The 21602-nt window shown below is 71.1% G+C and carries 19 protein-coding genes; 7 read left to right on the plus strand and 12 right to left on the minus strand.

Annotated features, from left to right (window positions below):
- Window positions 1-48 precede the first annotated feature (48 nt).
- The 3 genes from ACIOHP_RS44385 to ACIOHP_RS44395 all read right to left on the minus strand — a co-directional run bounded on the left by ACIOHP_RS44385 (window position 49) and on the right by ACIOHP_RS44395 (window position 4041).
- Window positions 49-1461 (minus strand): cation:dicarboxylate symporter family transporter, encoded by a 1413-nt coding sequence (locus tag ACIOHP_RS44385; protein ID WP_401896662.1) that lies wholly within the window; start codon window positions 1459-1461, stop codon window positions 49-51.
- Window positions 1462-1641: 180 nt separating this feature from the next.
- Window positions 1642-3273, minus strand: coding sequence for a peptide-N4-asparagine amidase (locus ACIOHP_RS44390; protein ID WP_401896663.1), 1632 nt, complete (start codon window positions 3271-3273; stop codon window positions 1642-1644).
- Between the two features lie 57 nt (window positions 3274-3330).
- A complete protein-coding gene (locus tag ACIOHP_RS44395) occupies window positions 3331-4041 on the minus strand; it encodes a L,D-transpeptidase family protein (protein ID WP_401896664.1) in 711 nt (236 codons plus the stop codon).
- 136 nt (window positions 4042-4177) lie between these two features.
- On the opposite strand from ACIOHP_RS44395, the gene ACIOHP_RS44400 reads away from it, so the two are divergent.
- The 4 genes from ACIOHP_RS44400 (at window position 4178) to ACIOHP_RS44415 (ending at window position 8972) form a co-directional block, all read left to right on the plus strand.
- Window positions 4178-5962, plus strand: coding sequence for an ABC transporter ATP-binding protein (locus ACIOHP_RS44400; RefSeq protein ID WP_401896666.1), 1785 nt, complete (start codon window positions 4178-4180; stop codon window positions 5960-5962).
- Window positions 5959-7740, plus strand: a complete 1782-nt coding sequence (locus tag ACIOHP_RS44405) for an ABC transporter ATP-binding protein (protein ID WP_401896668.1) — start codon at window positions 5959-5961, stop codon at window positions 7738-7740. The genes ACIOHP_RS44400 and ACIOHP_RS44405 overlap by 4 nt, the downstream gene beginning before the upstream one ends.
- Window positions 7741-8228: 488 nt before the next feature.
- On the plus strand, window positions 8229-8690 hold the full coding sequence (locus ACIOHP_RS44410; RefSeq protein WP_361549559.1) for a DUF5709 domain-containing protein: 462 nt from the start codon (window positions 8229-8231) through the stop codon (window positions 8688-8690).
- 15 nt (window positions 8691-8705) lie between these two features.
- Window positions 8706-8972 (plus strand): type B 50S ribosomal protein L31, encoded by a 267-nt coding sequence (locus ACIOHP_RS44415; protein WP_401896670.1) that lies wholly within the window; start codon window positions 8706-8708, stop codon window positions 8970-8972.
- 86 nt (window positions 8973-9058) lie between these two features.
- On the opposite strand, the gene ACIOHP_RS44420 is transcribed toward ACIOHP_RS44415, so the two are convergent.
- Window positions 9059-9853: a metal-dependent hydrolase gene (locus ACIOHP_RS44420; protein ID WP_361549555.1), complete on the minus strand. Its 795-nt coding sequence runs from the start codon at window positions 9851-9853 to the stop codon at window positions 9059-9061.
- A 145-nt stretch (window positions 9854-9998) separates the two neighbouring features.
- Here ACIOHP_RS44420 and ACIOHP_RS44425 point away from each other — a divergent pair, with 145 nt between their 5' ends.
- Window positions 9999-12512: a DEAD/DEAH box helicase gene (locus tag ACIOHP_RS44425; RefSeq protein ID WP_401896671.1), complete on the plus strand. Its 2514-nt coding sequence runs from the start codon at window positions 9999-10001 to the stop codon at window positions 12510-12512.
- Between the two features lie 19 nt (window positions 12513-12531).
- Window positions 12532-13398: an acyl-CoA thioesterase II gene (locus ACIOHP_RS44430; RefSeq protein ID WP_307033901.1), complete on the plus strand. Its 867-nt coding sequence runs from the start codon at window positions 12532-12534 to the stop codon at window positions 13396-13398.
- 22 nt (window positions 13399-13420) lie between these two features.
- On the opposite strand, the gene ACIOHP_RS44435 is transcribed toward ACIOHP_RS44430, so the two are convergent.
- The 7 genes from ACIOHP_RS44435 to ACIOHP_RS44465 all read right to left on the minus strand — a co-directional run bounded on the left by ACIOHP_RS44435 (window position 13421) and on the right by ACIOHP_RS44465 (window position 20025).
- Complete coding sequence (locus ACIOHP_RS44435) at window positions 13421-14326, minus strand: DUF6397 family protein (RefSeq protein WP_401896673.1); 906 nt, start codon at window positions 14324-14326, stop codon at window positions 13421-13423.
- Window positions 14327-14452: 126 nt separating this feature from the next.
- A complete protein-coding gene (locus ACIOHP_RS44440; RefSeq protein WP_361549549.1) occupies window positions 14453-14866 on the minus strand; it encodes a roadblock/LC7 domain-containing protein in 414 nt (137 codons plus the stop codon).
- 134 nt (window positions 14867-15000) lie between these two features.
- A complete protein-coding gene (locus ACIOHP_RS44445; protein WP_401896675.1) occupies window positions 15001-15609 on the minus strand; it encodes a GTP-binding protein in 609 nt (202 codons plus the stop codon).
- Window positions 15610-15756: 147 nt separating this feature from the next.
- Window positions 15757-16170 (minus strand): DUF742 domain-containing protein, encoded by a 414-nt coding sequence (locus ACIOHP_RS44450; RefSeq protein WP_361492560.1) that lies wholly within the window; start codon window positions 16168-16170, stop codon window positions 15757-15759.
- Window positions 16171-16192: 22 nt separating this feature from the next.
- Window positions 16193-16663: a roadblock/LC7 domain-containing protein gene (locus ACIOHP_RS44455; RefSeq protein ID WP_373463870.1), complete on the minus strand. Its 471-nt coding sequence runs from the start codon at window positions 16661-16663 to the stop codon at window positions 16193-16195.
- Window positions 16660-19206, minus strand: coding sequence for a nitrate- and nitrite sensing domain-containing protein (locus tag ACIOHP_RS44460; protein ID WP_401896678.1), 2547 nt, complete (start codon window positions 19204-19206; stop codon window positions 16660-16662). The genes ACIOHP_RS44455 and ACIOHP_RS44460 overlap by 4 nt, the downstream gene beginning before the upstream one ends.
- A gap of 45 nt (window positions 19207-19251) precedes the next feature.
- Complete coding sequence (locus ACIOHP_RS44465) at window positions 19252-20025, minus strand: MHYT domain-containing protein (protein WP_361549544.1); 774 nt, start codon at window positions 20023-20025, stop codon at window positions 19252-19254.
- 152 nt (window positions 20026-20177) lie between these two features.
- On the opposite strand from ACIOHP_RS44465, the gene ACIOHP_RS44470 reads away from it, so the two are divergent.
- Entirely contained in the window at window positions 20178-20777 is a 600-nt protein-coding gene (locus tag ACIOHP_RS44470; RefSeq protein WP_401896681.1) for a class I SAM-dependent methyltransferase, read from the plus strand.
- Between the two features lie 17 nt (window positions 20778-20794).
- Here the strand turns inward: ACIOHP_RS44470 and ACIOHP_RS44475 are convergent, their stop codons facing one another.
- On the minus strand, window positions 20795-21550 hold the full coding sequence (locus ACIOHP_RS44475; RefSeq protein ID WP_401896683.1) for an alpha/beta fold hydrolase: 756 nt from the start codon (window positions 21548-21550) through the stop codon (window positions 20795-20797).
- Window positions 21551-21602 lie beyond the last annotated feature (52 nt).

Genomic DNA, 21602 nt, shown 5'->3' on the forward strand with positions numbered 1-21602 from the left:
GAGGGCCGCGGCTGGTCGCCGCGGCCCTCCTTTTTCGTGCAGCTGCTGTCAACTGGCGTCGGAGGCGGTCTCCTTGGCCTTCTGGGTGGGTACCGCGGCGATCGCCTTCTCGGCCTCTTCCGGCTCGGGGCCGGGCTCGGAGCCGGAGTCGGGCTCGGGGTCGGGGTCGACCTTCCCTGCGTCCAGCAGCCTCTTCGCCTTCTCCAGGTCCAGCGCACCCTCCCAGCGGGACACCGCGAAGACGGCGACACAGTTGCCGAGGAGGTTGGTCACGACGCGCATCGAGTCCATGATGCGGTCCACGCCGAGCAGCAGGGCGACGGCACCGGCCGGGATCGCGCCCAGCGAGGAGGCGGTCGCGGACAGGGCGAGGAAGGCCGAGCCGGGGATGCCCGCCATGCCCTTGCTGGTCAGCATCAGCACCAGGACCACGGTGATCTGCTGACCGAGGCTGAGGTCGACACCGACGGCCTGGGCGATGAACAGCGTGCCGATGGACAGGTAGAGCGAGGCGCCGTCGAGGTTGAAGGAGTAGCCGGTCGGCAGCACCAGACCGACGGCGTCGTCGCGGGCGCCGGCCTTGCGCAGCTTCTGCATCACGCGCGGCATGACGGACTCGGTGGACGCCGTGCCGAGGGCCAGGAGCATCTCCTCGCGGATGTAGCGCAGGAACTTCCAGAGGCTGAGCCCGGTGACCATCTTGAGGGCGACGGCGAGCAGCGCGATGAAGAGCGCGGCGGCCGCGTAGCACAGGATGATCAGCTTGGCGTAGGTCTCGATGACCCCGAGGCCGTACTGGCCGATCAGGACGGCCATCGCACCGAACACCGCGATCGGGGCGAGGCGCATGATGAAGCCGACGACCGCGAAGATGATCTCCTGGGCCTGCTCGATGGCGGGCAGCACCTTCGGCACCTTGGTGTGGCCGAGGTGGAGCAGCGCGGCACCCACCAGACAGGCCAGGATCAGCACCTGGAGGAGCTGGTTCTCGGCGAAGGCGCCGATGAAACTGGTGGGGATCGCGTTGACGATGAACTCGGTCGTCGTGGGCAGCGAGCCGCCGCCGGTCTTCGCGTCGACCGCCGCGCTGTTCAGCGTGGACGGGTCGACGTTCATCCCCGAGCCGGGCTGGACGAGGTTGGCCGCGAGGAGACCGATGATCAGGGCCAGCGTGCTCGCGACCTCGAACCAGATCAGGGCCTTGAGCCCGATCCGGCCGAAGGCCTTGAGGTCACCGGCCTTGGCGATACCGACGACGACCACGCAGAACACGAGCGGCGAGATGATCGTCTTGATGAGCCGAGTGAAGCCGTCGCCGAGCGGCTGGAGGTCGGAGGCGAAGTCGGGCCAGAGCTTTCCGACAACGATGCCGAGGACCAGCGCGACGGCGACCTGGGCGAAGAGTGAGGTACGCAGTATGCGTGCGACGCGTCGCGGCAGGGACGGGACGGACGGCGGCACGGGCACTCCTTGTGGGGGACGTCGGTGCGCAGAGGCCCCGAGGGGACGTCGGAGACTTCTGCGATACGGAAAGCGGCTTCCGTGGCGATCACTTTGAAGGCGCCGTTGATCTCCCGCGAAACCGCCGTGTTTCCGCCGCGTAAATCACGTCCCTGAGTGACGCATCGCACACAACTGGCCTCAGCAGCCTCGGCGATCCTCGGTGAGCACCCCCTGAACACTGGTCAGGGAGCGGTCGTGGCAGCCGTCCGATCCGTACAGCCGGTAGCGCTCGCTCGTCGTGCCGACCGCGTGCCGCTGGTCGCGCGGGACGTTGACGGTCCAGGTGGCGTCGCCGGTGTAGGTGTCGTCGAGCCGCGACCACGCTGTTCGGCGGTCATCGCGCGTGACGGTGACCGCGGCCCGGTCGCCGAGCGTCAGCACGGTCCGCAGCCGGTCGTCCGCGCCGAGCGTGGTGGTGCCGTCCATGGTGTACGTCCGATGCGTACGCGTGGTGCGGGCGGGGCCCCGTCCGTCGACGGTGACCGACTCGTCGTCCGCCCAGGTGGCCTGGAGCGCGTCGACGTTCTCGCCGTCGGTCCAGCGGTGGGTGGAGGTGTTGGTGAGCGCGCGCCGGACGGTGGTGGTCACCCGGCCGTGCGAGGTGTCGACGTATCCGGCGACGGTGATCCGGTGCGCGCCCTCGGTGTCCAGGCGGTGCTCCGAACCGGGGGTGTACGTCGAGGAGTCGGCGAGGTCGCCGACGGTGTGCGTGGTGAGCTTGCCGGTGACCCGCGTGCTCTTCGCGTCCTGCCAGACGAGCACGTTCACGGGGGCGCTCCAGCCGGTCTGTCCCTCGGGGACACCGACGACGTCGACCTCTACGCGGTGGGGGCGGCCGTCGTTGAGCATCCCGGCGAACGGCGTCAGGTCGTATTCGATCGGCTTGACGTCGAAGGCGCGCGGTCCCGGAACGACGTACCAGAGGAAGGGGTTGGACCAGCCGCCGGTCCACACGTGCGGGAACGGCGCGGCGATCCCGGCGAGTCGGCCGTCGACCTTGATCTGCACCTCGCGGTAGGGGCCGCCCGTCGCCTTGCAGGAGTACGGCGCCTCGTCGGGCACCGTCAGATACCAGTACTCCTCGCAGCCGCCGCCGGATCCGGTGGCGTACACCTCGGCGACGATGCGTTCGCTGTTGCGCGGGGTGGTGACGGTGCCGTCGGTCGGGGTGAGGACCCGGTCGGGGGTCGCGGCGGGGCGGCCGGCGTAGAACGTCAGGGTGACCTTGACGTCGATGATGCCGGTGTACGTGTCGTCGACGACGTTCCCGATGAGCATCTCGACGTCGTGGCCGGCGCGGAGGGTGTCGCTGTAGCGCGTGACGTCCTTCTCGACCGCCCACTCGATCCCGTCGGGCGACGGCTGCGGGGTCGACGTACGGAAGATCTCGATCCCGCCGACGTGCAGATAACCGAGCCGGTCGTACTGACGCCCCTTCACCTTGCCGTCCATCCGCAGCACGACCTTGCTCCAGCGGTCGCCGCAGCCCTCGGGCGGGGTGTAAGTGCCCTTGTACGGCGTGAAGTCACGGAACTGCGCCTCGGCGAGCGTGACTTCGCAGGGCCTGCCGGAAGGTCTGGTGACGGGCGGGGCGGCGGTGAGGGGATCGTGCCAGTCGGAGCCGAACTCGGCCGGGACGTCGGCGGATCGGGCGGGCGTGCCGCTCGACCGGACGAACGCGTCGGTCGACTGGGCGGGGGTCGCCCCGAGGAGGGTGCTCGCCAGGAGGGTCGCTCCGGCGAGCATGGACATGATGATCCGTCTCTTCATGGCCGGTGTTCTACGGCCAGTCGGGCGCCCTCCGCAATGAGGCCTCCCCCGCGAGTGCTAGCTCGCCAGGCCGTCCCTGTCCCCCATCACCACCACAGGATGCCGGTCCGGGTCGAGCGTGCGCAGCAGGTACCGCATCGCCGATCTGGACAGGCTGACGCAGGCGGACGTACCGCTGCCGTGGTCCATGTGCAGCCAGATACCGCCGCCCTTGGCGTCGCCGCCGGGCCGGGTGGGGTCGTTCGGCGGGGTGCCTCTGACCCGGTTGTAGTCGATGGCGATGACATAGTCGAAGTCGTGCCAGTGGGACTCGGCCCACCAGCGCGGCGCCGCGAACGCGGCGGAGCGGGTGTAGGGGAGTTTCGAGCCGGGGTTCTTCAGGACGCCGCCCGCGTCGGTGAGGGTGAACACGCCGACAGGGCTGCGCTTGTCGCCCTCGCGATGGTCGGTGGTCCAGCCCTTCTTGCCGTTGTGCGCGGGCCAACTGCGGGCGCGCTCCCAGGCGGAGCCGTGCTTCGTGTAGAGAACGACCGTGGAATCGGGCGAGTTCCTCCCGTCGCCGTAGACCGCGACGACCTGGCGGGAGTCGTCGGGGACGCGGCGTCGGAAGCGGTCGCCGATGTCCGGGACGCCGGTGGGGGCGGCGGCGGGGGCGGCGGTCGTCGGCCTCGCCGCCGGTTTCGCCGGTTCGGTGCGGGGGCTCGCGCAGGCGGCCAGGGCCGCCAGGAGGATCCCGCAGGCCACCGCACGTCGTCCATCGCTCGCCACCCCGCCATGGTCGCATCCGTCCGACCGTAAAACCGTTTGCCTCCGACCCCGCGATGACGCGAACCTTTCACGGTTTGCTACCGCCGTCCGCGGTCCCCCCACCCCCCTGACACGAGCCACTGGGACGTCATCCGTCATGCAGATTCACGACCTTCCTTATCCCGACCCGGGTGTGCCGGACGCGCGCTCGGGCCCCCGGTTCCTGTGGTGGCTCTTCAGGAATCAGCTGGGCGGCCAACTCAGATCCCTGGCCTGGGGACTGGTGCACTTCGTGTCCGTCTCCGCCCTGCCGTTCTGTGTGGGCTTCGCCGTACAGGCCGTCATCGACCGGTCCGGCAGCCGGCTCGCGCTCGCGGGCGCACTGCTGGCACTAGCCTGCGCCGGCAACGCGATCGGCGACACCTTCCTGCACCGCACCGCCATCACCAACTGGATCACCGCCGCCGCCCGCGTCCAGCAACTGCTGGCCCGCAAGGCCTCCTCGCTGGGCTCGGGGCTCACCCGACGGGTCTCGGCCGGCGAGGTCGTCGCCGTCTCCACGGGTGACATCGAGAAGATCGGCTGGTTCGTGGAGGCCGTCTCCCGGTTCACCGCCGCGGCGCTCACCATCGTGATCGTCTGCGTGGGCCTGGTGGTCTACCAGCCGGCGCTCGGCGTCGTGGTCGCCGTGGGGCTGCCGGTACTCGCGGTCGCCGTACTGCCGCTGCTGCCCCGCGCCACCCGGCGTGCCGACTTCCAGCGGGAGAAGGCGGGCCGTGCCACCGAGCTGGCCTCGGACACGGTCGCCGGACTGCGAGTGCTGCGCGGCATCGGCGGCGAGGAGCTCTTCCTCGACCGCTACCGCAGCGCCTCCCAGGAGGTGCGCCATGCCGCCGTGCGCAGCGCCCGCATGTGGTCCCTGATCTCCGCGATCCAGGTGCTGCTGCCGGGGCTGCTGCTGATCGCGGTCGTCTGGCACGGCGTCGGGCTGGCCCGCGAGGGCCGGATCACCATCGGTGAACTCGTCGCCACCTACAGCTCGGTCATGATCCTCACCTATCCGCTGCGGCACTTCGAGGAGATCGCCATGGCGTACTCCTTCTCGCGTCCCTCGGCCCGCCGGGCCGCGCGGGTGCTGTCGCTGGAGCGCGCCACGTCCGAGGAGGGTTCGCTGGCCGGTGACGCGCCGTCCGGAGACCTGTACGACCCGGCGACCGGTGTGCTCGCGCCGTCCGGCCGGCTCACCGCGGTGGTGTGCGGCGACCCGGACGCGGCGGGACAGCTGGCGGAACGCCTCGGCGGCCACCCCGCCGAGGAGGGGACGTCCGTGCTGCTGGGCGGGGTGCCGCTGGACGAGCTGCCGCTCTCGGTCGCGCGGACCGCCGTCCTCGTCCAGGACAAGGACCCGGTCCTGTTGTCCGGCACGCTGCGCGAGCTGCTCGACGTGCCCGCCTCGGGTGACATCGACCCGGGGGAGGCGCTGGCGGCGGCGCAGTGCGACGACGTCCTCGCCGCGCTCGTGCAGGGCTCGCTGGGCGCCGAGGACCCGATGGACGCCCGGATCACCGAACGCGGACGCTCTCTGTCGGGCGGCCAGCGCCAGCGGCTCGCCCTGGCCCGGTCGCTGTTCACGGACCCGGAGGTGCTGGTCCTGGACGAGCCGACCTCCGCCGTCGACTCGCACACCGAGGCCCGGATCGCCGAGGGCGTCCGGAACCTGCGCTCCGGCCGCACGACCGTGGTCTTCACCTCGTCGCCGCTGCTCCTGGACCGTGCCGACCGGGTCGTGCTGGTGCACGAGGGCGAGGTCGTGGCCGTGGGCGTGCACCGCGAACTGGTGCACAAGGAATCCCGGTACCGCGCGGTCGTGACCCGCGAGACCCCATCCACCGACGACGACGCCCTGACAGGCGTACTGGAAGAGATCGAGGAGACGGCATGATCGGCGTGGCGCCACCGGCGTACGATCCGGCGGCCCCGACGACGGCGAACACCCTGCCCGTCGGTGGCTCCGCGACCGTGCGCGCGTACGTGACCGAACTGTTCCACCGGCACCGCCGTGCCTTTCTCGTCCTGATCGCCGTCAACACGGTGTCCGTGCTGGCGTCGATGGTGGGGCCGTGGCTCCTCGGCGGGCTCGTGGAGCGGGTCTCGGAAGAGGCTCGTGAACTTCATCTGGAGCTGACCGCCGGGCTGTTCGTGCTCGCGCTCGTCGTCCAGGCCGTGTTCGTGCGGCAGGTACGGCTGCGCGGCGCGATGCTCGGCGAGCGGATGCTGGCCGACCTGCGCGAGGACTTCCTCGTGCGGTCGGTCGGGCTGCCGCCGGGTGTCCTGGAGCGGGCCGGCACGGGTGATCTGCTGTCCCGGATCACGACCGACATCGACCGGCTGGCCAATGCGATGCGCGAGGCCGTGCCCCAGCTGTCCATCGGTGTGGTGTGGGTCGTCCTGCTGCTCGGCGGGCTCGTCGTCACCGCGCCGCCGCTGGCCGCCGCCGTGCTGCTCGCCCTGCCGGTGCTGGTGATCGGGTGCCGCTGGTACTTCAAGCGGGCGCCGTCCGCCTACCGCTCGGAGGCCGCCGGGTACGCGGCCGTCGCCGCCGCGCTCGCCGAGACCGTGGACGCCGGGCACACCGTCGAGGCACATCGCCTCGGCACGCGCCGCGTCGAACTGTCGGAGCAGCGGATCAAGGAGTGGACGGCGTGGGAGCGCTACACGCTCTATCTGCGGTCGGTGCTCTTCCCGTTCATCAACGTCACCCACGTGCTGATCCTCTCCTCGGTCCTGATGGTCGGCGGTGTGTTCGTCCTGCGGGGCTGGATCGACGTCGGTCAGCTGACGACCGGTGCGCTGATCGCGCAGATGCTCGTCGACCCGGTCGGGCTGATCCTGCGCTGGTACGACGAGCTCCAGGTGGCCCAGGTGTCGCTGGCCCGGCTGGTCGGTGTCCGGGACGTCGAGCCGGACGCCGGCGACGACTCGGTGAGTCCCGACGGGCGCGAGGTGCACGCGGACCGGGTGCACTTCGGCTACCTCGAGGGCGTGGACGTGCTGCGCAAGGTGTCCCTGGAGGTCGCTCCCGGCACCCGGCTCGCGCTGGTCGGCCCGTCCGGGGCGGGCAAGTCCACCCTGGGCAGGCTGCTCGCGGGGATCTACGCGCCCCGGGACGGCCGGATCACCCTGGGCGGTGCGGAACTGTCCCGGATGCCGGCCGAGCGGGTCCGTACGCACGTGGCCCTGGTGAACCAGGAGCACCACGTCTTCGTGGGCTCGCTCCGCGACAACCTGCTCCTGGCCCGTACCTCCGCCGTCGAGGCCGAACTGTGGGCGGCTTTGGGCGCGGTCGACGCGGACGGCTGGGCGCGGGCCCTGGACGAGGGGTTGGACACGGAGGTCGGCTCGGGCGGTCTCGCCCTCACCCCGGCCCAGGCGCAGCAGATCGCGCTGGCCCGTCTGGTGCTTGCCGACCCGCACACGCTGGTCCTCGACGAGGCGACGTCCCTGCTGGACCCGCGCGCGGCCCGGCACCTGGAGCGGTCCCTGGCCCGTGTCCTCGACGGCCGCACGGTCGTCGCCATCGCCCACCGTCTGCACACCGCCCATGACGCGGATGTCATCGCGGTCGTGGAGAACGGCCGCATCAGCGAGCTGGGCAGCCACGACGAGCTGGTGGCGGCGGACGGGGCGTACGCGTCGCTGTGGAGGTCGTGGCACGGCTGACACCGCAGCCCGGCCCGTGTCGGGAGCCGTCGTACTCCGGTGCGGCGGCTCCCTGGCCGTTCGGTGGGCGGGTACGCCCTCACGTCGCCGTCCGGCGACGGGGTGGGGTGTGGCCCGGGCGGTGTGAGCCGCGCGGGCGATCCGGTGACGGAGTTGCGACCCGCTCGCTCCGGAGTCCGTGCGGCGCTCCGGTGCGAGGCGGCGGAGCGTCCCCGGGCCTCGGGCCCTCCGCCGGCCTGGTCAGGCGTGGCCCGTCCCGGCGGACCGGACCCGTCACCGACCAGGCACGACGTGACCCGAACCTCATGCTCCGCGGCCCGTCCACGCTCCGTGCCGTTGCGCCGGGGGGAAAAGGGGTGGAAGGCTGGAGAGCGGCACCGGTTCGGGGAGCGTCCGGAAACCACGCGTTTCGCGCCGGACGCAGCTTGTGCCCGCACCGCGGACGGCCGCGGTGGCCACGGGCCCGGCCCCACCACCTGGAGGTATCCGTGAACAGCGCCGACGGATGGGGAGACGACGTCTACCAGCCCGACGGGTCCGAGGTCCAGGACGACGCCGGCCTGCTGGACGCGGAGGACACCCTCGAAGACGACGGTGTCGGCGACCCCCTCGACCGGGGCTGGTCTCCTCCGGAGCGTCCCTGGGCGGTCGAGCACACCGGTGTGACGGCGGCCGAACGCGAGACCCTGGACCAGCGACTCGCCGAGGAGATGCCGGAGTCCCCCGTACCCGAGGGTGACGGCATCGGCGACTACGACGGCGGCGACGGCGAACTCCTGGACAACGAGGTGGGCGCCCGCCGCTCCGGCCGGCTCGTGGCCCCCGACGAGGGCGCCCACGAGGACGACGAGAGTGGCCTGATCGCCACGGACGTGGGCATCGACGGTGCTGCGGCGTCGGCCGAGGAGGCCGCGATGCACATCGTCGACGAGGACGCCCTGTCCGGCTGACCCCGAGGAGCACACATGCGGCAGGACAAGCACCCCGACTACCGCGAGGTCGTCTTCCGCGACCGCGCCGCCGGTTACGCCTTCCTGACCCGGTCCACCGCCACGAGCGACCGGACCATCGAGTGGGACGACGGCGAGACCTACCCCGTCGTGGACGTGGAGATCTCCTCGGAGAGCCACCCCTTCTACACCGGCAAGGCCCGGACGGTGGACTCGGAGGGGCGGATCGCGCAGTTCGAGCGACGGTACGGCGGTGGGACCGGGCAGGGCGCCGAAGGGTGAGCGTCGGCCGAGCCGGGACGGGACGGTACGGGGCGAGCGCCCCTTGAGGCCGCCCCGGTCGCCTGCTCCCGGCCCCTTCCTCTTCCTCAGATGAAGTTCAGCGCCGCCGCGCAGCCCACGCCACCGAGCAGCATGAACGCCGGCATCAGCACCTTCAGCTCGACCCAGCTGCCCGCCCGGAACCGCAGGGCCTTGGGCGGCCCGATCGGGTACCAGCGCTTGCGGCCCACCGGGATCGGCCACAGGATCGGGCAGCCGGAGACCGTCAGCGCGTCCCCGATGTCGTGGACCAGCGCGCCCAGCAGGACGGGCAGGCCCAGCCACAGGTATTCCTGGCCCGGCGCCGTGAACAGCCAGTCCGAGCCGTTGCCCGGCTTGTCCAGGACGCCGGCGAGGATCCACGAGCTGGTCGCGGCCAGCAGCCACACCAGGATGTCGGCGCTGGAGCCGCGGGTCGCCCGCCACAGCAGACCCTCGATGGCCAGCACCATGTGCACGAAGAGCAGCGCGAGGACCGCCCAGCGCCCGCCCGTGATCGCCGCGACCGAAGCGCCCGCACCGATCAGCACGGCCCACAGCCAGGTGTGGGTGAGGGTGCGGTGGCCGCCGGAGCGACGGGAGTCGCCCTGCTTCTTCGTCGCCTTGTAGACGGCGTACGACAGCTTGTCGACGATCTCGCACAGGCCCCGTGAGATCGGGCCGAAGGCCCGCGAGATGGTGGCCGCCTTGTGGTCGAGGTCGGGGGCGAGCGCCGCCCCCGCGCAGATCAGCGCGCCGGCCAGCAGGACCGGCCAGGGCATCGTGTGGCCCGTCGCGGCGGCCGCGGCTCCGACGCCGAGCCAGGCGGCAGCCCCCGACAGTGAGTGTGCTGGTCCCATCATCGCCGTGGCCCGCCCCATTCCTCTTGTGCCGCTGTCCAGTTGAACGGCCGTGCTGACGCTCTGTCGGCGACACAGCGTACTGCTCGTGATCTTCGCCGCCGCATCCGATTCCCCTATGGAGCAGGAGGGCAGGCAAGATGGGTGGGTGACCCTCATCGATCAGCTGCCGCAGACCGCAGACCCCGACGCCCTCTACGAAGCCTTCGAGTCGTGGGCCGTGGAGCGCGGTCTCACGCTCTACCCCCATCAGGAGGAGGCGCTGATCGAGGTGGTCTCCGGTGCGAACGTGATCGTGTCGACGCCCACCGGCTCCGGCAAGAGCATGATCGCGGCGGCCGCGCACTTCGCCGCGCTGGCCCGGGACGAGGTCACCTTCTACACCGCGCCGATCAAGGCGCTGGTCTCGGAGAAGTTCTTCGAGCTGTGCAAGATCTTCGGCACCGAGAACGTGGGCATGCTGACCGGCGACGCGTCCGTCAACGCCGACGCCCCCGTCATCTGCTGCACCGCCGAGGTGCTCGCCTCGATCGCGCTGCGCGACGGCAAGCAGGCGGACGTCGGCCAGGTCGTCATGGACGAGTTCCACTTCTACGCGGAGGGGGACCGCGGCTGGGCCTGGCAGATCCCCATCCTGGAGCTGCCCCAGGCGCAGTTCATCCTGATGTCGGCCACGCTCGGCGATGTCTCGATGTTCGAGGAGGACCTCACCCGGCGCACCGGCCGCCCCACGGCGGTGGTCCGCTCGGCGACCCGTCCGGTGCCGCTGTACTACGAGTACAAGTTCACCCCGCTCACCGAGACCCTGACCGAGCTTTTGCAGACCCGGCAGGCGCCGGTCTACATCGTGCACTTCACGCAGGCGCAGGCCGTGGAGCGGGCACAGGCGCTGATGAGCATCAACATGTGCTCGAAGGAGGAGAAGGAGCAGATCGCCGCCCTGATCGGCAACTTCCGCTTCACCACCAAGTTCGGCCGCAACCTCTCCCGTTACGTGCGGCACGGCATCGGCGTCCACCACGCCGGCATGCTGCCCAAGTACCGGCGTCTGGTGGAGAAGCTCGCGCAGGCCGGTCTGCTGAAGGTCATCTGCGGCACGGACACGCTCGGCGTGGGCGTCAACGTCCCCATCCGCACGGTGCTGTTCACGGCTCTCACCAAGTACGACGGAAACCGCGTCCGCACCCTGCGCAACCGTGAATTCCACCAGATCGCCGGACGCGCCGGGCGGGCCGGCTACGACACGGCGGGCTACGTCGTCGCCCAGGCGCCCGAGCATGTCGTCGAGAACGAGAAGGCGCTCGCCAAGGCGGGCGACGACCCGAAGAAGCGCCGCAAGGTGGTCCGCAAGAAGGCTCCGGAGGGCTTCGTCGCCTGGACGCAGAACACCTTCGACAAGCTCATCTCCTCGGACCCCGAGCCGCTGACGTCCCGCTTCCGGGTCACGCACACGATGCTGCTGTCGGTGATCGCCCGTCCCGGCAACGCCTTCGAGGCGATGCGGCACCTGTTGGAGGACAACCACGAGCCGCGCAAGCAGCAGCTGAAGCACATCCGGCGGGCGATCGCGATCTACCGCTCGCTGCTGGACGGCGGCATCGTCGAGAAGCTCGACGAGCCGGACGCCAGCGGTCGCATCGTCCGCCTCACCGTGGACCTCCAGCAGGACTTCGCGCTCAACCAGCCGCTGTCCACCTTCGCGCTCGCCGCGTTCGAACTCCTCGACCCCGAATCGCCTTCCTACGCGCTGGACATGGTCTCCGTCGTCGAGTCGACGCTGGACGATCCGCGTCAGATCCTCGTCGCCCAGCTGAACAAGGCGAAGGGCGAGGCCGTGGCCGCGATGAAGGCGGACGGCATCGAGTACGAGGAGCGCATGGAGCGCCTCCAGGACATCAGCTACCCGAAGCCTCTGGAAGAGCTCCTCTTCCACGCGTACGACACGTACCGCAAGAGCCACCCCTGGGTCGGCGACCATCCGCTCTCCCCGAAGTCCGTCATCCGGGACATGTACGAACGGGCCATGTCCTTCACGGAGTTGGTGTCCTTCTACGAGCTCGCCCGCACCGAGGGCATCGTCCTGCGTTACCTCGCCAGTGCCTACAAGACGCTCGACCACAACATCCCGGACGACCTCAAGTCGGAGGACCTCCAGGACCTCATCGAGTGGCTCGGCGAGATGGTGCGCCAGGTCGACTCCAGCCTGCTGGACGAGTGGGAGCAGCTCGCCAACCCGGAGGAGATGACCGCCGAGGAGGCCCAGGAGAAGGCCGACGAGGTCAAGCCGGTCACCACCAACGCGCGCGCCTTCCGGGTCCTCGTCCGCAACGCCATGTTCCGCCGTGTCGAGCTCGCCGCCCTGGACCAGGTCGAGGAGCTGGGCGAGCTGGACGCCGAGGCCGGCTGGGACGCCGACGCCTGGGGCGAGGCGATGGACAAGTACTGGGACGAGTACGACGACCTCGGCACCGGTCCCGACGCCCGCGGCCCCAAGCTGCTCCTGATCGAGGAGGAGCCGGAGAACCGTCTGTGGCGGGTCCGCCAGATCTTCGACGACCCGAACGACGATCATGACTGGGGCATCAGCGCGGAGGTCGATCTGACGGCCTCCGACGCGGAGGGCCGCGCGGTCGTCCGCGTCTCCGATGTCGGTCAGCTGTGAGCACAGGAGAATCCCACCCATGACGAACCCGGCCGAAAAGCTGGTCGACCTGCTCGACCTGGAGCAGATCGAGCTCAACATCTTCCGCGGCCTGAGCCCGAACGAATCCCTGCAGCGGGTCTTCGGCGGCCAGGTGGCGGGCCAGGCACTGGTCGCCGCCAACCGCACCACCGAGGGCGACCGCCCGGTGCACTCGCTGCACGCGTACTTCCTGCGCCCGGGCCGGCCGGGTGTGCCGATCGTGTACCAGGTCGAACGGGTGCGGGACGGCAGGTCGTTCACGACCCGCCGGGTCACCGCCGTGCAGCAGGGCCGCACGATCTTCAATCTCACCGCCTCCTTTCACAAGCCTGAGGAAGGTTCCTTCGAGCACCAGCTGCCGCCGGCCCGCAAGGTCCCGGACCCGGAGTCGCTGCCGTCGGTCACCGACGAGATCCGGGAGCATCTGGGCGCGCTGCCGGAACAGCTGGAGCGGATGGCGCGCCGCCAGCCCTTCGACATCCGCTATGTGGACCGGCTGCGCTGGACGCCCGAGGAGGTCAAGGACGCCGAGCCGCGCAGCGCGGTGTGGATGCGCGCGGTCGGGCCGCTCGGCGACGATCCGGTCGTGCACACGTGCGCGCTCACCTACGCCAGTGACATGACCCTCCTGGACGCCGTCCGTATCCCGGTCGAGCCCCTGTGGGGCCCGCGGAGCTTCGACATCGCGTCGTTGGACCACGCCATGTGGTTCCATCGGCCGTTCCGCGCGGACGAGTGGTTCCTGTACGACCAGGAGTCGCCCGTCGCGACGGGCGGCCGAGGCCTGGCCCGCGGGCGGATCTACGACGTGGAGGGGCGGCTGTTGGTGTCGGTCGTCCAGGAAGGGCTGTTCCGGGCGCTGTAGGTCGTCCGGTCTCTGCGGCGGGTCACGCGCTTTTGCGGCGCAGCCAGCCGAGCAGGCCTCGGGACGGCTGCTCGGGGACGGCGGCGAACGGCTGCTCGCAGGCGGTGGCCCTCTGCTCCGGCACGGGCGTCGTTTGCTTCGCGGCGGGTCGTGGCGCGGGCCGGAGCCTGCGGGCGTCCTCCAGCGTCCGGGTCAGATCGGCCCTCAGCCGGCTGATCTCGTCCGGGTCGTCCGCCGTCATGATCCTCTCGGCGAGGTAGGCGGCGGGTGAACCCTGCGCGCCCTGGGCCGGCGGGCCCGGCCGGAAGCGGATGAGATGCGAGCGCTCGTAGGGGTCCGGCACGATCTCCGAGATCTGGACGGGGTCGAGGAAGGCGGCCAGGGCCCCGGCACTCTCCCAGGGACCGTCGGCCACGCGCAGCAGGAACTCGCGGTGACGTCCGCGCCAGTTGCGCGCCCTCAGATCCAGCCCCGCGTCCAGCAGGTCGCGCATCCCCTCGGGCGTACGACGGGCGTTCAGCAGGGTGGCGTTCTCCTCATCGGCCGCGAACTGCCGGAGTTCCTCGGCCAGATACAGCCAGACCACCGCCCGGTACCGGTTCAGATAGAAGCGCACCGGCGCCACCGCGCCCAGTCGCGCCAGGCGCGTGAACCTGCTGACGGGCACATCCATGACGGCCGCGCACTCGCTGGTGCCCACGACCCGCACACGTTCCCGCAGTGTGTCGGGGAAGCCGTCCTCCGTGCGCAGCCGGTCGATCTCGGAGCGGGTGACGCGGCGGCCCCCACCGCCTTCGTCGGGGACGGTCCAGATGTGGCCGAGGTGGACGGCGAGGTCGAACTCACTGCGTTTGAGGCCCAGTTCCCGTGCCGCGCGGTTCGGCGCGCAGGAGAGCTGGTGGGATGCGTTGATGGTGCTGCCTGACATGGTCGTACTCCCCCGTGGAGTCGGTCGCTCACGCTGTGTGCGCTCGCCGTGAAGAAACCGTAACCGGTCCGGCGGATCTTCGGGTGAGCCTGTGGACAACTCCGCGGGGGAGGAAGAAGGAGCAGGTCAGAGGTCCATGGCCGAGCTCTGTTCGGGTCGGCGGACGTCCACTCCGATGTGCTCGCCCACGCGATTGACGAGCAGGGTCATCTCATAGGCGATCTGCCCGATGTCGGCCTCCGCGCCGCTGAGCACGCACAGACAGCTGCCGGTCCCCGCCGCGGTGACGAACAGCACCGCGTCGTCGAACTCGACCATCGTCTGGCGCACTCTGCCGGCGCCGAAGTGGCGTCCGGACCCCTTGGCCAGGCTGTGCAGTCCGGACGCGACGGCGGCGAGGTGCTCCGCGTCCTCGCGGCGCAGCCCCGTGCTCGCTGCCGCCACCAGCCCGTCGTTGGACAGGACCAGTGCGTGCCGTACGTGGTCGACACGCTCCGTCAGATCGTCCAGCAACCAGCCGAGTCCCTGGTTCTGCGCCATGTTTCCGTCTCCCCGTGTGACGTCTCCCCCTGGCCGGAGGATCTCCTGGCCACCCTTCCCGACGGCCAGGGACTCGGCAAGGAGGACGGGCCAAGCCGCCGAAGATGGCCGAACCTTTGCACGGTTACCGACGGTCATCCCACCGAGTCGAGCAGTCGGGCGGTGTGCATCCGTCCCGCGTACTCGACGAGCCGGATGAGCACTTCCTTGCCCGAGTCACGGTCCCGGGCGTCACAGAGCACCACGGGGGTGCCGCGGTCGAGGTCGAGGGCGCGGGAGACGTCGCCGGCGTTGTAGGTGCGGGCGCCCGTGAAGCAGTTGACGGCCACGACGAACGGGATGTGCCGGTGCTCGAAGTAGTCGACCGCCGGGAAGCAGTCCTCCAGGCGCCGGGTGTCCGCGAGGACCACGGCGCCCAGGGCGCCTTGCGACAACTCGTCCCACAGGAACCAGAAGCGGTCCTGGCCGGGCGTGCCGAAGAGGTAGAGGGAGAGACCGGAGCGGATGGTGATGCGGCCGAAGTCCATGGCGACCGTCGTCGTGACCTTCTGGTCCACACCGCCGGTGTCGTCCACCAACTGACCTGCCTCGCTGAGGAGTTCCTCGGTGCGCAGCGGCCTGATCTCACTGACCGCGCCCACCAGGGTGGTCTTGCCCACGCCGAATCCGCCGGCGACCAGTATCTTCAACGCCAGCGCGGTCGAGTCGCCGCCGCCCTGGGCATCGGAAGTCTCGGAGACCATTGATCACTTCTCTCGGGAGTACCGGCAACGGCCGACGGTGCAGGTGTGCGAAGTCAGCATGATGACAACTGCGGCACCCCTTCGCGGGGTTGCACCGCTATTTGACCGATGTGGCCGGTTCGCGCGCGTTCGGTTACGAAGTTTCATCTACAGTGCCCGCAGTCCTTCGATCACCTCGCGCAGAATCCGTTCGTCAGGAAGCTGCGCGGGCGGTACCGGGCGGCTGACGGTGACGCAGCCGAGTTCCAGCAGGTCGCCGAGGAGCACCCTGACCACGCCGACGGGCAGGTCGGCGTCCGCGGCGAGTTCGGCGACCGACTGGGTCTCGATACGGCACAGTTCGATCAGGGTCCGGTGTTCGGGTCCGAGCGCGGTGTCGTCGTCGACGCCGGGCGCGGCCGCGTCCAGGGTGACCAGGGCGATGAGGTCGAAACGCACCCCGGTGGGGCCGGGTTTGGTGCGTCCGCCCGTCATGGCGTACGGGCGGACGAGAGGCCCCGCCTCACCGTCGTACCACTGACTGCCCTGCTCCCGCGGGGCGTCCGTCATGTCCTCCGTCATGAGCGTGGACCGCCTTCTCGTCTCATCCGGCGGGAGGCCGCGCGGCGACGCGCGGCGCCGTGTACAGGTGCTCGCCGACGCGCTTGACGAGCCGTGCCATCTCGTAGGCCACCAGACCGATGTCGGCGGTCACGGCGGTGAGCAGCGCGAGGCACGAGCCGTCACCGGCGGCGGCCACGAACAGGAAGCCGTCGTCCATCTCGACCATGGTCTGGCGCACTCCGCCCGCCCCGAAGTGGCGGCCGGCACCCTTGGCCAGGCTGTGGAAGCCGGAGGCCACCGCGGCCAGGTGCTCCGCGTCCTCGCGGCGCAGATCGGTCGACGCCCCCACGGCCAGACCGTCGTTGGACAGCACGACGGCGTGCCGTACCTCGCTGACGCGCAGCACCAAGTCGTCCAGCAGCCAGTCGAGTTCACCGGACCGCCCCCACTCTCGGCTCCGCTCGCGCGGGGGGACCCCCACGCCGTCCCTCATGCTGGGGTCCTGGATCATGCGGGGTCTCCTTCGCTGCTGTCGCTGACCGCGGCGGAATCCGGGGTGGCACCGCGACCGGGCCGGCGGCCGCCGCCGCGCGCCCAGCCTTCGCGGTAGGCCGCCATCCGGTCCCGTACGAGCTCGGGGGTGCGCCCGTCCTCACCCCGTGGGTCGGAGTGTGGTTCCGTTTCCTCCGTACGTGGTTCGCGCAGCTGAGGGGCGAGGTTCGCCTGGCGTACGCGGCGTGGGAGGTCGTCCGATTCCTCGGAGTCGTCCGGGGGACGGTGCAGTCGCAAGGTGGTGACTCCGGGGGGTGGGGTGTCGGACCCTGACTCCGCCCTCGCCGGCGCCGCGACCTCCGCCCTGGCCTCCGCCGCGACCGGTGCGGGGGCCACGAGTGCCGGCCGGTCGGCCGGGGCGTGCACGGACTCCTGCGGCCTGGCCGCTCCGGGCACGCGCGCGTACACGTGTTCCTGGTCCACGGCCTTGCGGGGGGAACGTTCCTCCGAACCGCTGTGCAGCAGGGAGGTGGGCAGAAGGACGACGGCCGTGGTGCCGCCGTAGGGCGAGGTGCGCAGGTGGACCTTGATGCCGTGCCGGGCGGCGAGCCTGCTGACCACGAAGAGTCCGAGCCGGTCGCTGTCGAACAGGTCGAGTGCCTCGGACTGCTCGATGCGGTGGTTGGCCTCGGCGAGGGACTCCTTGCCCATGCCGAGCCCCCGGTCCTCGACCTCGATCGCGTAGCCGTTGCCCACCGGTTCACCGGTGACGCGCACGCGCGTGTGCGGGGGCGAGAACTGCGCGGCGTTCTCGACGATCTCGGCCAGGAGGTGGGTGACGTCGGCGACGGCCCCGCCGATGACGGACGCCTCGGGGAGCTGTCGTACCTCCACGCGCGCGTAGTCCTCCACCTCGGAGACGGCCGCGCGCACCACGTTGGTCAGGGAGACCGGCATGCGCCAGGCCCGGCCGGGTGCCGCTCCGGAGAGGATGATCAGGCTCTCCGCGTGCCGCCGCATACGGGTGGTGAGGTGGTCGAGCCGGAAGAGGTCGCTCAGCTCGTTGGGGTCCTCGGAGCGGCGTTCCATGTTGTCCAGCAGGCTCAGCTGGCGATGCACGAGGACCTGGCTGCGGCGGGCGAGGTTGACGAACACCCCGGAGATGCCGCTGGCGAGTTCGGCGCGTTCCACGGCGGCCCGCAGCGCGGCGCGGTGCACGGTCCCGAGGGCCTCGGCGACCTGTCCCGTCTCGTCCTCCGAGGGGGGTCCGGGCGGGGCCTCGGCCTGGACATCGATCTCCTCGCCGGCGCGCAACTTCCGCATCGCCTCGGGGAGTTTGCGCCGCGCGATCTCCAGGGCGAGGTTACGCAGCCCCTCCAGCTCGACGACCAGGCCGCGTCCGATGCGTACGGAGATGACGAGCGAGGCGAGGACGGCGGCGAGGCCGAACAGGACGGCGGCACCGGCCGGGGTGAGCAGACCGCGGGTGAACGGGTCCGCCTGGTCCGCGACGTCCCGTCCGGCGTCCTCCTCGATGGTCCGCATCGCGTCCTGCACGCGCGCGTGTGCCTTGCTCCAGGTGGCCTCGGGTGCCGCGGCGATCGCCGACGCGCCCGCCCGGCTCGCGAGGACCTTGTCCTCGACGGTGTCCACCGCCGCGTAGTCGCTGCCGTCGGCGAGGTCCTGCCAGGCGGCGCGTTCGGGGCCGCGCAGGTCGGCGACGGCGGACTCGGTGAGGGTCCGGCGGGTTTCGACGGCGCCAATGAACAGCCTCAGCCGCTCACCGTCGATGCGCCCGGCGAGACGTGCTCCGGCCAGCAGGACGTCCTCCTGGGCCAACGACTCTCCCGCGCGGGAGAACTCGAGCAGCACGCGCGCGTCGGAGCCCAGTTCGGCGTCCTGGATGCCGGTGAGGGCGCCGCCGACACCGAAGGCCGTGGCGATGGTCCGTGTATAGCGCCCGTACGTCTCGTCCCAGCCGGCGCGGCGGTCGAGCACCGCGGTCCGCACGGAGCGCAGTTGCTCGCCGCCGGTCACGAAGGTCTCGAGACGCTGGGCCACTCCGGCGGGCAGTTCCTCGCCGTCGGCGACGGTGTTGTCGTCGCCGAGCCGGAGCTTGTCCAGGGCTTCGTCCGTGCGTTCCGCGAGGGTCTTGAGGTCTGCGCCGCGGCCGCCGGTCGGGGCGATCGCATAGCGCACAGCGGCCGCGCGTTCCGCCTGGAGCGCGGCGACGGCGGTCGCGACAGGGGCCCTGATCTCGGCGTCCACCCGCTGCAACTGCCGCAGCCGGGAGACGTCCTGGGCGGTGGTGACGGTGGCGTACGCCCACAGGGCCAGCAGCGAGACCACCGGCACCATCAGCAGGCAGACGATCTTGGCGCGCACGGTGCGCGGGCGTATCAGCCACCGTCCCGCGCGCTTGGGCGTCTCGTCCGGTACGGCGCCCACCGGGTCGTCCAGGCGTTCGTCGGCCGGTGGTCCGGCGTGGGCGCGGCGGCCGCGGGCGGGGGACGGAGCCGATGCCTCGGCGCCGTTCGTGTGGGTCCTACGGGGTGTACGCATGGCCTCCTGCCTCGGAAGTGGTCGGTGGGCGGGCCCGGCGGCCCGTCAGCGGACGGCGCTCTCGACCGGCCGCTGGGCCGAGGCGGACGCCTCGCGCTCCCCCGATGTCGGCGACAGCGCGACGAAGGCGGAGGTCAGGAAGAGATAGGACCCGAGGCCGACGGCGAGGGGGAAGATGAACTGCATCGCGGTGGCCCCGGGCAGGGCCGCGCCGGAAGGGCTGACGCGCACGCTCACCGAGAACATTCCGGTGTAGTGCATGCTGGTCACCGCGGCTCCCATGATGAGCGAGGCGACGGTGACGGCGACGGGCGACTTGATGTTGAGCGCGGCCCACAGGGCGGCCGTCGCGGCGACGACGGCGATCAGCACGGACAGTCCGACGAGGGCCGGGTCGTACCTCACGTCGCCGTGCAGACGGACGGCGGCCATGCCCAGGTAGTGCATGCTCGCCACGCCGAGTCCGGTGGTGAGCCCGCCCAGGAAGAGCGCCCGCGCGCGGTCCTTGCTGTAGCCGACGGCGAAGACGCCGGCACAGACGACGATCATGGCGACGAGCAGGCTCACGATGGTGAGCGGCACGTCGTAGCGGATGTCGGTGCCGGTGACGCTGAAGCCGAGCATGGCCACGAAGTGCATGGTCCAGATGCCGGTTCCGATCGCGGAGGCGGCGGTGATGAGCCAGTTACGGCGTGAACGCCCCGTGGCGCCGAGCGCGCGGACGGTGCAGCGCAGCCCGAGTGCGGCGCCGATGCACGCCATCACGTACGACAGCACGGGGGTCAGCCAGCCGAGTGCGGCGTGGTCCAGGTGTCCCATGGCTCCGGGACGCTAGTCGGGGCATGGGCGCACAAAGGGGGCGCAGTTCGAAAGGTGTTGCAATATGACGCAGAGATGCACCTGAACGATCGCGCCGCGCTCGAACGTGTGCACAGGAGCATCATCCTTGTCGGTGAGAGATCATGCGGAACATGAGCGACGACCACACACATGTCCAGGAGTTCTTCGGCGCCCGAGCCGCCGACTGGGATGCCCGCTTCCCCGACGACGGCCCCGCCTACGCCGCCGCGGTCGCCGTCCTCGGGCTGCGTGAGGGGGATCGCGTGCTCGACGCCGGCTGCGGCACCGGGCGCGCCCTGCCGCCCCTGCGTACGGCCGTGGGGCCCTCGGGAGTGGTTCTCGGGGCCGATCTGACCCCGGCCATGCTCCAGGCCGCCGTACGGGCCGGGCGGGACCGGGACGGGCAGTTGCTGCTGGCGGACGTGGCCGCGCTGCCGCTGCGTGCGCAGTCGCTCGACGCGGTGTTCGGGGCGGGGCTGATCTCCCATCTGCCCGATCCGGCCGAGAACCTGCGGGAGTTGGCGCGTGTAGTGCGGCCGGGCGGCACGCTGGCGCTCTTCCACCCGATCGGCAGGGCGGCGCTCGCGGCACGACAGGGCCGGCAGATCACGCCGGACGACCTGCGCGCAGAGCCCAACCTCCGGCCTCTGCTGGCCGGTTCCGGGTGGCGCATGACGTCGTACGCCGACGAGGACACCCGGTTCCTGGCACTGGCCGTGCGGGACGCCTGACCTGCGGCACCGCCCCTTCAGCCCCGCCCGGCGACCTCCGCCACGAAGGCGTCGGGGTTGTCGAACATGACGTTGTGACCCGCGCCGGGCACGGTCACCACGCGCACCCCCGCGGCCTCCAGATCGCCCCTGCCCTCGAGCTCACCGCTCAACTCGCCCTGCAGATACACGCGCTCCACGGTGAGGTCTTCGAGAATGTCCCGCATGACAGGGTCTGAGCCGCACCTCAGCCCGACGGCCGTCCGGTGCAGGGCGCGCGGGTCGGCCAGTCGCATGGTCGCCGCCCACAGCGGCCCGACCTGTTCCAGCACGCGCGCGTAGCCACCGTCGACGAAGGCCTGCTCCTCGTGGGAGGCGATGCCGCTGCTGCCCGCGGCGGGCGGTGGGAACGCGTCCAGGTTGGCCTCCGTGAGCACCAGCCGGGAGACCAGTTCGGGCCGCCGGTGGGCGAGCACCAGGGCGACGGCGCCGCCCATGCTGTGCGCGATGAGCTCGGCCCCCGTGACACCCGCAGTGTCCAGTGCCGCCGCCAGCGCGCCGGCGTGGTCGTCGAGCGTGTAACCGAAGTGTTCGGGCCGGTCGCTGATGCCGTGTCCGGGCAGATCCACGAACAGGCTTCGGTTGCCCGCGAGTTCGGGCCGGGCCGCGATATGGGCGTGGTACACGGACGAGACCGACCCCAGTCCGTGCACGTACACGCGCGCGGGCTCCTCGCCGGGCACCTCCGTCCAGCGGATGCAGCTTCCCTTGCCGTCGAACTCGGCCTGCTTCATCGCGTCCTCCCTGAGCGGCGTGGCGGCGTCCCTGGCGGCACCTTCGCGCGCC

The organism is Streptomyces sp. NPDC087859 (assembly GCF_044742595.1).
GTDB classification, from domain to species: Bacteria; Actinomycetota; Actinomycetes; order Streptomycetales; family Streptomycetaceae; genus Streptomyces; species Streptomyces canus_F.